Genomic DNA, 13,873 nt, shown 5'->3' with positions numbered 1-13,873 from the left:
CCTTCGATGAAGGTGTCAGCGGGGATGCTCAGCTTGTCGCGGGCGGCGACGAATTTCAGGGCGCCGAGGAAGCAGGCGGAATAGCCGGCAGCGAACAGCTGCTCCGGGTTGGTGCCGTTGCCGCCAGCGCCGCCGAGTTCTTTCGGGGTGGTCAGGGCGATGTCGAGGATGCCGTCGGAGGAGACGGCGCGGCCTTCACGGCCACCAAAGGCTTCAGCGGTTGCACGGTAGAGAACGTTTTCGATGGTCATGGCATTGATCCTTGTCGGTGGGGTAGTGATGGATTGGCTTGCTAACCTTTTGTGCGCTAACCGTTTCCATGGAGCGAACTATATTGCGCAAAACATTGGCGCGCAAGATAAATGTATGGACGATTTGGTTATAGATTTTTATTTTTCAGGAATAAGTAAGCGCGGCCGGGGTTGTGGCCATGATTTGCAGCAGATGCTGTAGATGATTTGCCCGATTCAGCGCGAATCGAGGCTCAGGGGCAGCCTGTGAAGCGGGGCGTGGATAGACGGTGAGGCCGTTGAAAGCGGCGCGCACAAGGTTTCGCTCGGCGAGGGTAGCGTCTACAGGTTGCGAGAGAAGGCGATGGCTGGCATCGCCAGGGATCAGAGGGCGTCTTGCAGATGGCCGCGTAGTTCGATCAGGTTGTCGCGCAGCTTGCCCAGTTGTTCCATGTTCAACGCAGAAGCCTTGAGGATGCAGGCAGGCAATGCTTTGGCCTGTTCGTGCAGGGCACGACCTTTATCGGTCAGGTACAGCTGTACCACACGCTCGTCCTGGCTGCTGCGCTGGCGCTGCAGCAGGCCTTCGCTTTCCAGGCGTTTGAGCAGAGGCGTCAACGAGCCGGGATCGGTCAGCATGCGTGCGCTGATCTCGCTGACGGTGATGCCCTCGTTTTCCCACAGCACCAGCATGGCCAGATATTGCGGATAGGTGAGACCGAGCGCCTGCAGCAGAGGCTTGTAGGTCTTGGTCATCATCAGCGAGGTGGAATAAAGGGCGAAGCATAGCTGGTTATCCAGCATCAGCTCGGCGCAGGGTTCCACTTGGGTGGTCATGGCATTGGCCTGTGCAAGGGTGTGGACGTTGTCGGCAAGTGGTGCGGGGTAACCCGCACCTCGATGGCATCAGCCGCAGGATACGCGGGCGATCACTCGCTGATCATCAACGTTGAGGTTAAGGCGTTGACCATTGTATTCCAAGGTCACCACGCTGTCGGGTGTGAGTATGCGAGCTGTGCTGGCTCCGGCTTGCTGACGCGCCTGCTCGAGCAGTTCGGGAGTCGCGGTCTTGCCTTTCAGGTGCTCTACCGCCGAGGAGGTGCAGCCAAGGGCGGGATCGGCAGGGGTGGCTGCCGGTTCGGATTTCTCTGCGGTGCTGCTGCAGCCGGCTGCGAGCAGGGCTGTGGCGAGAATCAGGCTGAAGCGAGTCTTGAGGTTCAACGCTGTGGGCTCCTTTTCCATTGAGGTAGATATCATTGTGCGCCTTCTAGGCGTGCCAGGCGTTCTTCCAGGGCTGTGATACGCGCTTCCAGTTCGACCAGTCGATCTTCGTTAGGTGCCGCAGCCTCTCCACGGGCAGCTGGGCGGCTGGCCAGGAGACTTTCCAGATCTGCAGATTCGCCCAGCAAATGCATGTAGCGATCCTCACGCTGACCGCTCTGGCGCGGCAGCAGGACGGCCAGGCCGCGACCGATAAGGCGCTCCAGCTGGTGTTGGATCTCTGCCACGTCGTCGAAGTCGTGCATGCGATTGCTGCGCGTGAGCAACTCATTGAGCGTCTGCGGGCCGCGCAACAGCAGCAGACCGAGCAGCACTGTTTGCGGCTTGACCAGTTCCAGCTGCTTGTCGCAACGCTGCTCCCAGCGGTCGGCACGGCTGCCCATCACCAGGTGGACCAGCTTGCGACCTTCGAGGCTGCGCAGGTAGCGCCCGACTTCACCGGTTTCCAGGTTCATCAGCGGTTCGCGGCTGGTCTTCTGGTTGCAGGCCAATTGCACGGCATTGAGCGTCAGCGGGTAGGTTTCCGGTGTGGTCAGCTGCTTTTCGATCAGGCAGCCGAGGATACGCACCTCGACGGCGTGCAACGGGGTTTCACCAACCAGCGGGGAGGGGGTGTGCGACATGGACCGATCCTGGCAGAAAGAACCCGACTAGGTTAACGGCATCCGCGCTCAGCTGACAGGCTTCAATGTGTGTTCGAGCATGTCCAGGCTGGCGCCGAGTACCTGCTGGCGCGACTCCTGGCTGGCCATCATGCGCGCCAGCAGCAGGCTGCCCAGGCATTGCGCGAGAATCGTCCAGGCCAGTTGCGGGTCGCCGACGATCTCGGCCCAGGTGCTCTGCAGCTGCAGGATCTGCTGCTCGGTGTTCAGCCGCACGCGTTCATCGGCACGGGCGATCTCCGCGCCCAGGCTTGGCAGCACGCAGCCTTTTTCCGGTTGCTCGACATGCGCCAGGCTGAGGTACGCCGCCAGGCAGCGTTGCAACTTGTCGCGCCCGGCGTCGCCAGGCTCACCGCCGAGACGGCTCAGGCTGTTGCGCAGCTCGCGCTCGATCAGTTCGGCGAACAGGTCGTCCTTGCTCGGAAAATGGCTGTAGAAGGCTGCGCCGGTCAGGCCTATGGTCTTCATCAGCGCATCCACGCCGGTCACGGCAAAACCTTGTTGTTTGGCAGTGGCGCCGCTGCTGGCGAGCAGGCGCTCGCGGGTTTCGGCCTTGTGTTCGGCGGAATAGCGCATGGATGACACCGTTCTATGCTGGGTTGACCTGCCCGTGATCGTAGCATAACGTTCGTTCAGCTAACGATCGTTAGTTAATGGAGGAAGCCATGAACGAGAACAAGAAAATCGCTTTGATCATCGGTGCGGGTGATGCCACTGGCGGCGCCATCGCCCGGCGTTTTGCCCGTGAGGGGTATGTCGCCTGCGTCACCCGGCGCAGCCTCGATAAACTGCAACCGTTGCTGGACGAAATCCGCAGCGAGGGCGGCGAAGCGCATGGTTTTGCTTCCGATGCGCGACGTGAGGAGCAGGTGGCTGAGCTGGTCGAAAGCATCGAGCGCGACATCGGCCCGATCGAGGTGATGGTGTTCAACATCGGCGCCAACGTGCCTTGCAGCATCCTCGATGAAACTGCACGCAAGTACTTCAAGATCTGGGAAATGGCCTGCTTCTCCGGCTTTCTCACCAGTCAGGCGGTGGCCAGGCGCATGGTTACCCGAGGCCGTGGCACCATCCTGTTTACCGGGGCTACCGCCGGCCTGCGTGGCGCTGCCGGATTTGCCGCTTTCGCCGGGGCCAAGCACGGCATCCGTGCGCTGGCGCAGAGCATGGCGCGCGAGCTGGGGCCGCTGAACATTCATGTCGCTCATGTCGTGGTGGATGGTGCCATCGATACCGCCTTCATCCGCGACAGCTTTCCCGAGCTGTACGCCAAGAAGGAGCAGGATGGCATTCTCGATCCCGAGCACATCGCCGACAGCTACTGGTTCCTGCACGCTCAGCCGCGCGATGCCTGGACCTTCGAGCTGGACCTGCGGCCGTGGATGGAGCGCTGGTAGTCTGCACAGAGCGCATAATCACAATAACGAGCGAGTGAAACTGATGAGCAAGACGGTGGAGTTCTTCTTCGATCTGGGCAGCCCCGCGTCCTACCTGGCCCATACCCAGTTGCCTGATCTGTGTCGCGGCGCCGGCGCTGCACTGGTCTATCGGCCAATGCTGCTCGGCGGCGTGTTCCAGGCCACCGGCAATGCCTCGCCGGCGATGATTCCGGCCAAGGGGCGCTACATGATTCGCGACCTGGCGCGCTTTGCCGAGCGCTATGGCGTGCCGATGCGCTTCAACCCGCATTTCCCGATCAATACCCTGACGCTGATGCGTTTGCTGGTGGCCGTTCAACTGCATCAGCCGGAGCGCTTCGAAGACGCCTTGCAGGCGCTGTTCCGGGCGATCTGGGTCGACGGGGTGAACATGGGGGATCCGGCCACGGTGGCAGGCGTGCTGGTCGTCGCTGGTTTTGATGCGACCGCTCTGCAGGCGCAAATCGCCGAGCCGGCGGTAAAGGACGCGCTCAAGGCGACTACCGAGGAGGCAGTCAAACGCGGTGTATTTGGTGCGCCGACCTGTTTCGTGGATGGGGAGATGTTCTTCGGCCAGGATCGTCTGGATTTCGTACGTGAAGCATTGATCAACTGAGGCCTGGCACAATGGCCGGATCATTTTCCGGCCACTCGAGCAACCGATGAACCCCGAAGCACTGAAACTCCTGGTGACCCGCCGCATGCCCTACGGCAAGTATAAAGACCGGCTGATCGCCGACCTGCCGGGCCATTACCTCAACTGGTTCGCCCGCACAGGCTTTCCCAAGGGTGAGCTGGGCCAGCTGTTGGCGCTGATGCAGGAGATCGATCACAACGGCCTCAAACCCTTGCTCGACCCGTTACGCGACCGTTCGTAGCCCGGATGCAATCCGGGGACAATTTCCTATCTCTCCCGGATTCCAGCCGGGCTACGACCCTGCGTCTGGGTTGCCCTCAATGCCAGTTGCGACCGTGATCCAGCTTCTGATCCACCAGCCATTTGCCATGGGCGATGGAGGCGTGCTGGGCCTTGTTCAGGTCATCCATGAAGGCGTAATCCAGCGGCAATGTCTGGCGTTTGCTGGTATTGCCGTCGGGGTCGGTGATCTGGCATCCGCCGGCCCAGGGTGTGGGCAGGCCGGGATGCTCCATGACGCTGGCATGAATGACGTGATCGCGGTGGGTACAGGTAAGCGCGCTCATGAGGCCACCTCGTAGACCAAGGCGCCGCCCTCGGCGTCGACGCTACACCGAGGTTCCAGCCGGGAGCCGGTAGCGGCGCCGCGTGGATGAGTGGTGCGTCTGTTTCCTTACCTTAGCCCAGGTGCCGCGCTTGCGAGCGTTGCCCGACAAACGTACAGGGCCGGCATTGGCCGGCCCTGTGGGGTTGCTTCGGGCGACCCTACTCGGTGGCCTCGCGCACCTTGTCCGCATTTCTCCGTTTCGGTGCAAAACGCGCCGCCAGGCGCATCGAGACGGTCACCAGGCGCTGGTACAGTGCCGGCATGCTGCGCTGCATCCAGTCCAGGGCGTGGGCATCGGTACCGATCAGAATGCGCCGTTTGTTGGCCAGCACTCCATTGACGATGACCTTGGCCGCCTGTTCCGGCGTGGTGCGCAGCAACTGGTCATTGAACTGCTGGCGCGCCTGCTCGGCTTCCTGGCCGGTGACCTTGGCCAGGCTGTCGTTCATCCGCGCGGTCTTGGCGATGTTGGTCTTGATGCCACCCGGATGCACGCAGCTGGCGGAAACCCCGCAATCGGCCATGTCCAGCTCCTGGCGCAGCGATTCGGTAAAGCCGCGCACGGCGAACTTGCTGGCGTTGTAGGCGCTCATGCCGGGCTGGGAGAACAGGCCGAACACGCTGGATACATTGATCACGTGGCCGGCGCCGCTGGCCTTGAGATAGGGCAGGAAGGCCTTGGTGCCGTTGACCACGCCCCAGAAGTTGATATTCATGATCCATTCATAGTCGGCGTGGTCGTTGCCTTCCACGGTGCCGCCCTGCGCCACGCCGGCATTGTTGAAGATGGAGTTGACCCGGCCGAACTCGCTGACGATCTGCTCCGCCCAGGCCTCTACGGCGGCGCGGTCGGCGACGTCGACGCGTTGTCCGCTGACGGTGACGCCGAGCTTGCGGGCCTGCTCGACGGTTTCCTGGAGACCTTCGACATTGACGTCGGACAGCGCCAGGTGGCAGCCCTGGCGCGCCAGGTGATAGGCGAGGGCGCGGCCGATACCGGAGCCGGCGCCGGTGATGGCGGCTACCTTGTTCTCGAAGGATTTCATGCGCTGACCTCCTGCACATCGAGGGTGAGGGCGTTGCTCTGTGCCGGGTGAGCGGCGTGCTTGCGGCTGAAGTGATAGGCGTGCGGATCGAACTGGCGCGTCAGCATGCGATAGCGCCAGGTGAAGCCCGGCCACACCGTGCAGTTGCGACCGCTGACCGGGTGCAGGTACCAGCTCATGCACCCGCCCGAGTTCCATACGGTGCTGCCGAGGGTGCCCTGGATCTTGCGGTTGAAGGCGTCCTGCGCCTCGCGCTTGGGCTCCAGGCTCTGCAGCCGGCCTTCTTCGAGCTGCTTGAGGGCACCGAGCACATAGGTGATCTGTGACTCGATCATGTAGACCATGGAGTTGTGGCCCAGGCCGGTGTTCGGCCCCATGAGGAAGAACAGATTGGGGAAGCCGGCGGTCATGGTGCCCTTGTAGGCTTCCGGGCCTTGCGGCCAGGTGTCGAGCAGGTCGACGCCGCCGCGACCGAACACCGCGCCGCGCGGCAGCGGGTCGCTGGGGGTGAAGCCGGTACCGAAGATGATGGCATCGACTTCACGCTCCTGACCATCGGAGGTGCGTACACCGTGCGGCAGAATTTCGGCGATTGCGTCGGTGATCACCTCGACATTGGCCTGGGTCAGCGCCGGGTAGTAGTCATTGGAGATCAGCACCCGCTTGCAGCCCATGGTGTAGTCCGGGGTGACCTTGGCGCGCAGCACCGGGTCCTTGATCTGCTTCTTGATGTACAGCCTGGCGATGCCCTGGGCCATGCGTAGCAGGCGCGGGGCGAAGGCGAAGGCGATTACCCGGCTTTCGAGGATGCCGTACAGCGCGCCGCGCCATAGCTTCTGCGCCAGCGGAAAGCGTTTGAAGCGCGTGCGTTCGCCCTCACGGATGGCGCGATCCGGTTTCGGCATGATCCACGGCGCAGTGCGCTGGTAGAGATCGAGCCGCGCGACCTGCTGCTGAATCTGCGGCACGAACTGGATCGCCGAGGCGCCGGTGCCGATCACCGCCACGCGCTTGCCGGTCAGGTCATAGTCGTGATTCCACTGCTGCGAGTGGAAGACCTCGCCGCTGAAGTGCTCCAGGCCTTTGAGCTTGGGAATCGATGGGGTGGACAGGGCGCCCATGCCGGAGACCACGAACTGCGCGCTGTAGTGGTTGCCGGCGCGATCGTGCAGATGCCACAGCTCGGCGTGCTCGTCCCAGCGCATCTGTACCACTTCGGTGCCCAGCAGGGTATTGTCCTGCAACCGGTACTTCTCCCAGCAGCCCTCCAGGTAGGCCTTGATTTCCGGCTGTCTGGCGAACATCCGCGTCCAGTTCGGGTTGGGCTCGAAGGAGAAGGAGTACAGGTGCGATTGCACGTCGCAGCCGCAACCCGGGTAGTTGTTCACCCGCCAGGTGCCGGCGACGCCGGCTTCCTTTTCGAACAGCAGGAAGTCCTGCTCGCCCTGCTGCTTGAGACGGATGGCCATGCCGAGGCCGGAAAAGCCGCTGCCGAGGATGGCGATCTTGCAATGGCGGGCAGCGGTAGGGGGGGAAACGGGCGCATTCATGACCGAACTCCTGCTTGTCGTTCTTGTTGGTGTCTATATCTGTACGCCAAGTGACATCAGTTGCCGAAGCCGAGGCGCTCGCGCCAGCGGTTTTCCAGATTCTCGGTGTCGTGATCCTTGGGATGGAAGCCGGGGCGGTAGTAGTCCAGGTACGGACCGAGCAGTCTGGTGAAGAAGCCATTACGCGGGCCGAACAGCTTCTTCAGGCCGAAGCCCCAGCTGCGCCAGTTGAACAACTGACCGTCCTTGCGCAGCAGGTGAATCTGGAACCAGCCGATCACGCCGAGAAACATCACGGTGGTCAGCATCATCACCAGCGTGCGGGTGAAGTAGCCGCCGTAGACCTTCTGGTAGACGTCGTAGCACACGGCCTTGTGCTCGCTCTCTTCGATGGCGTGCCACATCCACAGTTGGTAAAGCTTCGGATCGTTCATCTGGGTGGTGAGGTCTTCGCGCTTGAGCAACTGCTCGGCCATGGTCGCGGTGAAGTGCTCCAGTGCGCAGGTGGCTGCCAGGCGTTGTTTCTTGGTACTGAAGCGGGTCGTCCATTCGAGCAATACCTTGGTGCGCAGCTCCAGGCGCTCCAGGTCGATATCATGCTTTTTGGCGTAGTCGTTGTAGGCCGCGTGCTCCTTGGAGTGCATGGCCTCCTGGCCGATGAAGGCGCTGATGTCCTTCTTCAGTTGCGGCTCGATGACCTGGTCGCGCACGGCGCGCACGCTGTCGACGAAGAACTTCTCGCCGTAGGGGAACAGCGACGACAGGTTGTTCATGAATTGGCTCATGAAGGGGTCGTCGTAGAACCAATATTTCGGTGTCTCGCTGAAACTGAAGTCCATGCGACGCACCGGAAAGCTGGGGTTCGGCTGGGGTAGGGTGGCACTGGCGCTCATCGTTCGAGTCCTCTCATGGGGAGCGGGTGCTCCCGATTGGTTGTGCGGCTCTGGGCGACACGAGCGATCGTGTCATTGAACGATGTAACTATCGGGCGTGCGGGCGCTGCGCGCCGCCAACTTAAGGCGGGTCTGATGGGCAGATGTCAGGGGAGAGGGTACGCAACCCGCCGCGCTAGACGCGGCGGATGCGTTGATGGAGCGGTTTACGGCGCGTTACGGCGAAGCTCGGCCACTTCGCTGCGCAGTGCGCGCAGCTCGTCGAGAATCGCCTGTTCGCGAGCTGCTGCGGCCTGTTCCTCGGCATTTGGCTCGTGGGTGCTCTGCATCGCGTTGACGATAACGGCGATGAACAGGTTGAGCATCATGAATGTCGCGACGAGGATGTAGGGCACGAAGAACAGCCAGGCCAGCGGATGCTGTTCCATTACCGGGCGTACGATGCCCATCGACCAGCTTTCCAGCGTCATCACCTGGAACAGGGTGTACAGGCTGGCGCCGATGTTACCGAACCACTCGGGGAAGCTTTCACCGAACAGCTGGGTGGCCATCACCGCGGCGACATAGAACACCAGCCCCATCAGCATGACGATGCTGCCCATGCCGGGTAGTGAAGCGAGCAGCGCCTGCACCACCTTGCGCATGCTCGGATTGATCGATACCAGTCGCAGTACACGCAGCACGCGCAAGGCACGCAGAACGGCGAAGGGGCCGCTGGCCGGTACCAGGGCAATACCGACGACGAGGCAGTCGAATACCGCCCAGGGATCGCGCAGCAGGCCGATGCCGCGGGCGGTGAAGCGCAGCGCCAGCTCGATGACGAAGCAGGTGAGGATGAAGGTATCGAGGATCAGCAGCGGCGTGCCCCAGTCGGCCATGATCGACGGTGAGGTCTGCAGGCCGAGGATGACGGCATTGATGATGATCAGCAGGGTGATCAGGCGCTGCATGGTGGCGCCGTCCATGAGAGCGCCCAGGCGCTGACGCCAGTCGCTGGATGGGTTCAGTTCGAGTTCGTGCATGGGAGTCTGATCAAGGTTATCGGTGATGCCGGGCATTGCCCGGCTGAATCAAGAACCCACTTCCGGGTCGGCCGGCTGGCAGGTGTTTCTGCTCAGTGATCGCCGAGGGCGAAGGCTGTCAGCGTGAAGGTAGGGATGTCGGCGTCCTGCAGTTTCTGCGAGCCGCCCAGCTCAGGCAGGTCGATGATCGCGGCGGCCTCGAAGACCGTCGCGCGCATGCGCCGCACCAGGTTGGCAGCAGCGATCAGGGTGCCACCGGTGGCGATCAGGTCATCGAAGATCAGCACCGAGTCGCCTTCGCAGAGACTGTCGCTGTGCACTTCGAGGAAGGCTTCGCCGTATTCGGTCTGGTAGGCCTCGCTGAGTACGTCCGCGGGCAGTTTGCCCTGCTTGCGAAAAAGCACCAGGGGTTTGTTCAATTCGTAGGCGATGATCGAACCGATCAGAAAACCGCGCGCGTCCATGGCGCCGATATGGCTGAACTCGGCTTCGACGTAGCGCTGGATGAAGCTGTCGGCAACCATGCGCAGGGCGCGCGGTGATTGGAACAGCGGGGTGATGTCGCGAAAGATGACGCCCGGCTTGGGGAAGTCCGGTACCGGGCGGATCAGGGTCTTGATGCTGAATTCGTCAAAGATCATCGTGGGGTCCTAATGCCTTGAGCCCGCGAAAATCGTGCGAACTCAAACGTCGAGATTGCCGCCGGCCAGAGCACACAGCTCGATTGGGTCGAGGATATGCACTTCCTTGCCTTCGGCTTCGAGCAGCTTGTTCTGTTGGAAGCGGGTAAATACGCGAGACACCGTCTCGACCGCAAGGCCCAAATAGTTACCAATTTCGTTGCGCGACATGGCCAGGCGGAACTGGTTGGCCGAGAAGCCGCGTGCGCGGAAGCGGGCGGAGAGGTTGACCAGGAAGGTGGCGATACGTTCGTCAGCGGTCTTCTTCGACAGCAACAGCATCATCTGCTGATCGTCACGGATTTCACGGCTCATGATACGCATCAGCTGACGGCGCAGTTGTGGTAGCTGCAGAGCCAGGTCGTCGAGGCGCTCGAAGGGAATCTCGCAGACCGAAGTGGTTTCCAGCGCCTGCGCGGAAACCGGATAGCGCTCGCCGTCGACGCCAGACAGGCCGACCAGCTCGCTGGGCAGATGGAAGCCAGTGATCTGTTCCTCCCCGCCATCGCTCAGGCTGAAAGTCTTCAGCGCACCGGAGCGAACGGCGAACACGGAGCCGAAGGTGTCGCCCTGACGGAACAGGAACTCGCCTTTTTTCAGCGGGCGGCCGCGCTTGACGATGTCGTCGAGCGCGTCCATGTCCTCCAGGTTCAGGGAAATGGGCAGGCACAGGGTTGCCAGGCTGCAATCCTTGCAATGGGCTTGATGCTGCGTACGCAGCTTGATGCTCTCGGACATCGTTGGGTTTCCCAGATATACACGCAATGTTCGTAAGGGTACCGCAGGGCTCGGGTGTCAGCCAGTCATATAAAGGCTGACCGAGCGCTCAAGTTTAGCCCTGGGGTGCCGATTAGACTGTAGAACCATAGTCCAACGCAGGGAGCATTGCGATGCGCATATCATCCAGCGGGCCGCTGAATAATCTGGTCCAGGGTGTTCAGCGACAATTAACCGCAGTCGAGAAGACCCCGGAGGAGATGCGCGAGGGGCTGCGTGTGAGCCTGTCCGAGTTGGGCAAGAGCATGTCGGCCAAGCCCGACAAGAACGAGGACATCGACAACAGCGATCTGCCCAAGGCGATCAAGGATCTGCTCAAGATGATCCGCGAGCTACGTGCGCAGATCGCCGAGAAACAGGCACAGATCGACGCGATCATGAGTGATCAGAGCCTGGATGCGGAGGCCAAGCGTCAGCAGATCGAGGGGCTGCAGACCGAGCTCGCTTCGCTCAACAGCGCACTGACGACGGCCAACGCCAACCTGATCAAGCTGATGCGTGAGAATGGCCTTTCCAGCGAGCAGATGCAGGCCGCCACCACGTTGGCGATGAGTTGAGGCAGTGCCCCGTGACGACGTGCATCCGTCACGGGGCGGACCTGTTCAGATCACCCGCGAGAAGCGCTGGCGCACCTGGTCGTTGAGATAGCGGTCGAACAGCATGCACAGCGAGCGCACCAGCAGGCGTCCGGCCGGACGCACCTGAATCCCTTCTGCACTCAGTTCGATCAGCCCATCGCGGTGGAGCTGCTCAAGCTCTGGCCAGAGCGCCTCGAAGTAATCACGGAATACCACGTCGTGGGCCTGTTCGATGTCGGCGAAGCGCAGTTCGAAGTGGCAGATCAACTGCTGGATCACGGCGCGGCGCAGGCGGTCGTCGGCATTGCAGTGCAGGCCGCGGCGCGTCGCCAGCTGGCCGTTGCCCAGGGTTTGCTGATAGCTGGCGATATCGCTGTCGTTCTGGCTGTACAGGTCGCCGATCTGGCTGATGGCAGAGACGCCCAGGCCAATCAGGTCGCAATGGCCGTGGGTGGTATAGCCCTGGAAGTTGCGTTGCAGCGTGCCTTCCTCCTGGGCGATGGCCAGCTCGTCATCGGGCAGGGCGAAGTGGTCCATGCCGATATAGCGATACCCGGCGCGCGTCAGTTGCTCGATGCTGTTCTGCAGCATGGCCAGTTTGTCTGCCGGACTCGGCAGATCGTCGGAACTGATGCGGCGTTGCGGCATGAAACGTTCCGGCAGGTGCGCGTAGTTGAACAGCGACAGGCGATCCGGTTGCAGGGCGATGACCTCGGCCACGGTGCGGGCGAAGCGTTCCGGCGTCTGCTTGGGCAGGCCGTAGATCAGGTCGATGTTCACCGAACGGAACTGCAGGGTGCGCGCTGCCTCGACGATGGCGCGGGTTTCCTCCAGGGTCTGCAGACGATTGACCGCACGTTGCACCTCGGGGTCGAGATCCTGCACGCCGAGGCTGACCCGATTGAAACCCAGCTCGCGCAGCAGGCCCATGGTCGACCAGTCGGCTTCGCGTGGGTCGATCTCGATGCTGTAGTCGCCGGAGTCATCATCCAGCAGGTTGAAGTGCTGGCGCAGGTGCTGCATCAGGCGGCGCAGTTCGTCGTGGCTGAGGAAGGTCGGTGTGCCTCCACCAAAGTGCAGCTGCTCGATCGGCTGGGTCCTGTCGACGTAGCGACTGATGATCTCGATTTCCCGTTCGAGCTTTTCCAGATAGGGCAGGGCGCGACCGCGATCCTTGGTGATGACCTTGTTGCAGGCGCAGTAGTAGCAGATGTGTGCGCAGAACGGCACGTGCACGTAGAGCGACAGCGGGCGTCCGGCCTTGCGGCTGTCGCGTAGCGCATGCAGCAGGTCGAACGGGCCGATATCGTCTTGGAACTGTACGGCGGTCGGGTAGGAGGTGTAGCGCGGGCCGGCGAGATCGTAACGGCGGATCAGGTCGGCATCCCACTGGATGGTGTCGAGCATGGGAAATAATCCTGGACAGGCTGTGTGGCCAGTCTAGGGATGCGCGTGGGTGGCGGCCTTGACCTGAATCAAGGGCGCGTGGGGCATCGGTTGCGTTGTCGCTGCGTAGCCCGGATGCAATCCGGGGATGCTCTGCAGGTTTCCCCGGATTGCATCCGGGCTAGGTGTCAGTGGCCCATCAGCCAGTGCTGGTGGGGGCCAGGCAGGGTCCAGATGCCGAACAGGATGACCAGCAGGCCGCCTGCCATGCGCACGCCGCGCTTGCGTAGCAGCGCGGTGATGCGCTCAGCGGCCAGCCCGGTGGCCAACAGCACCGGCCAGGTACCTAGGCCGAACGCCAGCATCAGCAGGGCGCTGTTGAGCGCATTGCCCTGGCTGGAGGCCCACAGCAGCGTGCTGTAGACCAGCCCGCACGGCAGCCAGCCCCAGAGACCACCTAGCACCACTGCCTTCGGGACGCTTGTGACCGGCATAAAGCGTCGCGTCAGCGGCTGGATATGCCGCCACAAACCGCGGCCCAGCGCTTCGATACGTGTCAGCCCGCTCCACCAGCCAGCCAGATACAGACCCATGGCGATCAGCAGCAGCGCCGCCAGCGTGCGCATGACCACCTCGGCTTTACTGCCGGCAATGGCCCAGCCGGCCAGGCCGAGGAGCAAGCCTGCCAGGCTGTAGCTGAGAATGCGCCCGAGGTTGTAGGCCAGCAGCAGTTGCAGACGCCTGCGGCGTTGCTCGGGCGGAATCGCCAGGGTCAGCGCGCCCATCAGGCCGCCGCACATGCCCAGGCAATGGCCGCCACCGAGCAGGCCGAGAATCAGCGCCGACACCAGCAGCGGTGCCAGTTCAAGCATCAGGTTTGCCCGACTTGTTGTGCTCCTCGGCCTGCTCGATGCCGGCCTTGTGCAGCGGATCTTCGTCGTCGAAAAGAATGCTGTGTGCAGGGCCGTCGAGATCGTCGTACTGACCGCTGTCCACCGCCCAGAAGAACAGCCAGATGGCGAAGCCGACCAGGCCGATGGCAACGGGGATCAGAATATAGAGGGCGGACATGCGGTCTCCGTGGTTGCGTCTGGGTAGGAGCGAGC

Annotated in this window: 19 protein-coding genes; 4 read left to right on the top strand and 15 right to left on the bottom strand. The window is 62.4% G+C overall.

Going from position 1 to position 13,873, the window contains the following annotated elements; all coding sequences use genetic code 11:
* The 5 genes from BLR77_RS14465 to BLR77_RS14445 form a co-directional block, all read right to left on the bottom strand.
* On the bottom strand, nt 1–251 hold a 251-nt coding region (locus tag BLR77_RS14465; RefSeq protein ID WP_139202984.1), incomplete at its 3' end, for an Ohr family peroxiredoxin.
* 363 nt (nt 252–614) lie between these two features.
* A complete protein-coding gene (locus BLR77_RS14460; protein ID WP_017677227.1) occupies nt 615–1,067 on the bottom strand; it encodes a MarR family winged helix-turn-helix transcriptional regulator in 453 nt (150 codons plus the stop codon).
* A gap of 69 nt (nt 1,068–1,136) precedes the next feature.
* On the bottom strand, nt 1,137–1,451 hold the full coding sequence (locus BLR77_RS14455; RefSeq protein WP_017677226.1) for an I78 family peptidase inhibitor: 315 nt from the start codon (nt 1,449–1,451) through the stop codon (nt 1,137–1,139).
* A 32-nt stretch (nt 1,452–1,483) separates the two neighbouring features.
* Entirely contained in the window at nt 1,484–2,134 is a 651-nt protein-coding gene (locus tag BLR77_RS14450; protein WP_017677225.1) for a YceH family protein, read from the bottom strand.
* A gap of 48 nt (nt 2,135–2,182) precedes the next feature.
* The gene (locus BLR77_RS14445; RefSeq protein ID WP_074678891.1) at nt 2,183–2,749 is read right to left on the bottom strand and encodes a TetR/AcrR family transcriptional regulator; all 567 of its coding nucleotides are present in this window, start codon (nt 2,747–2,749) and stop codon (nt 2,183–2,185) included.
* An 89-nt stretch (nt 2,750–2,838) separates the two neighbouring features.
* Here BLR77_RS14445 and BLR77_RS14440 point away from each other — a divergent pair, with 89 nt between their 5' ends.
* Genes BLR77_RS14440 through BLR77_RS14430 form a run of 3 tightly spaced genes read left to right on the top strand, consistent with a single transcriptional unit; the run spans nt 2,839 to nt 4,469 of the window.
* Nucleotides 2,839–3,570 carry an SDR family oxidoreductase gene (locus BLR77_RS14440; protein WP_074678889.1) on the top strand — a complete coding sequence of 244 codons (732 nt, stop codon included), beginning with the start codon at nt 2,839–2,841 and terminating at the stop codon, nt 3,568–3,570.
* A 43-nt stretch (nt 3,571–3,613) separates the two neighbouring features.
* On the top strand, nt 3,614–4,207 hold the full coding sequence (locus BLR77_RS14435) for a 2-hydroxychromene-2-carboxylate isomerase (protein ID WP_074678887.1): 594 nt from the start codon (nt 3,614–3,616) through the stop codon (nt 4,205–4,207).
* Between the two features lie 46 nt (nt 4,208–4,253).
* A complete protein-coding gene (locus tag BLR77_RS14430) occupies nt 4,254–4,469 on the top strand; it encodes a DUF3820 family protein (RefSeq protein WP_003243834.1) in 216 nt (71 codons plus the stop codon).
* A 76-nt stretch (nt 4,470–4,545) separates the two neighbouring features.
* Here BLR77_RS14430 and BLR77_RS14425 read toward each other — a convergent pair whose 3' ends face one another.
* From BLR77_RS14425 to fnr, 7 genes are all read right to left on the bottom strand, one after another.
* The gene (locus BLR77_RS14425; protein WP_074678885.1) at nt 4,546–4,794 is read right to left on the bottom strand and encodes a hypothetical protein; all 249 of its coding nucleotides are present in this window, start codon (nt 4,792–4,794) and stop codon (nt 4,546–4,548) included.
* A 199-nt stretch (nt 4,795–4,993) separates the two neighbouring features.
* A complete protein-coding gene (locus BLR77_RS14420; RefSeq protein ID WP_074678883.1) occupies nt 4,994–5,881 on the bottom strand; it encodes an SDR family NAD(P)-dependent oxidoreductase in 888 nt (295 codons plus the stop codon).
* A complete protein-coding gene (locus BLR77_RS14415) occupies nt 5,878–7,431 on the bottom strand; it encodes a flavin-containing monooxygenase (RefSeq protein WP_074678881.1) in 1,554 nt (517 codons plus the stop codon). The genes BLR77_RS14420 and BLR77_RS14415 overlap by 4 nt, the downstream gene beginning before the upstream one ends.
* Before the next feature lie 56 nt (nt 7,432–7,487).
* The gene (locus BLR77_RS14410) at nt 7,488–8,324 is read right to left on the bottom strand and encodes a metal-dependent hydrolase (RefSeq protein ID WP_074678879.1); all 837 of its coding nucleotides are present in this window, start codon (nt 8,322–8,324) and stop codon (nt 7,488–7,490) included.
* A gap of 206 nt (nt 8,325–8,530) precedes the next feature.
* Entirely contained in the window at nt 8,531–9,346 is an 816-nt protein-coding gene (locus tag BLR77_RS14405) for an ion transporter (protein WP_074678941.1), read from the bottom strand.
* A 92-nt stretch (nt 9,347–9,438) separates the two neighbouring features.
* Nucleotides 9,439–9,987, bottom strand: coding sequence for an adenine phosphoribosyltransferase (locus tag BLR77_RS14400; RefSeq protein WP_074678877.1), 549 nt, complete (start codon nt 9,985–9,987; stop codon nt 9,439–9,441).
* A gap of 42 nt (nt 9,988–10,029) precedes the next feature.
* Nucleotides 10,030–10,764, bottom strand: coding sequence for a fumarate/nitrate reduction transcriptional regulator Fnr (gene fnr, locus BLR77_RS14395; protein WP_074678875.1), 735 nt, complete (start codon nt 10,762–10,764; stop codon nt 10,030–10,032).
* Between the two features lie 152 nt (nt 10,765–10,916).
* On the opposite strand from fnr, the gene BLR77_RS14390 reads away from it, so the two are divergent.
* On the top strand, nt 10,917–11,360 hold the full coding sequence (locus BLR77_RS14390; protein ID WP_074678873.1) for a hypothetical protein: 444 nt from the start codon (nt 10,917–10,919) through the stop codon (nt 11,358–11,360).
* Nucleotides 11,361–11,405: 45 nt separating this feature from the next.
* Here BLR77_RS14390 and hemN read toward each other — a convergent pair whose 3' ends face one another.
* The 3 genes from hemN to ccoS all read right to left on the bottom strand — a co-directional run bounded on the left by hemN (nt 11,406) and on the right by ccoS (nt 13,838).
* The gene (gene hemN / locus BLR77_RS14385) at nt 11,406–12,788 is read right to left on the bottom strand and encodes an oxygen-independent coproporphyrinogen III oxidase (protein ID WP_074678871.1); all 1,383 of its coding nucleotides are present in this window, start codon (nt 12,786–12,788) and stop codon (nt 11,406–11,408) included.
* 167 nt (nt 12,789–12,955) lie between these two features.
* On the bottom strand, nt 12,956–13,639 hold the full coding sequence (locus tag BLR77_RS14380) for a sulfite exporter TauE/SafE family protein (RefSeq protein ID WP_074678869.1): 684 nt from the start codon (nt 13,637–13,639) through the stop codon (nt 12,956–12,958).
* A complete protein-coding gene (gene ccoS, locus BLR77_RS14375; RefSeq protein WP_074678867.1) occupies nt 13,632–13,838 on the bottom strand; it encodes a cbb3-type cytochrome oxidase assembly protein CcoS in 207 nt (68 codons plus the stop codon). The genes BLR77_RS14380 and ccoS overlap by 8 nt, the downstream gene beginning before the upstream one ends.
* Nucleotides 13,839–13,873: the final 35 nt, after the last annotated feature.

Origin of the sequence: Ectopseudomonas alcaliphila (genome assembly GCF_900101755.1) — a bacterium.
Taxonomy (GTDB): domain Bacteria; phylum Pseudomonadota; class Gammaproteobacteria; order Pseudomonadales; family Pseudomonadaceae; genus Aquipseudomonas; species Aquipseudomonas alcaliphila.
Note: the sequence above shows the minus strand (reverse complement) of the source record. Positions and strands in the feature narration are given on the sequence as shown.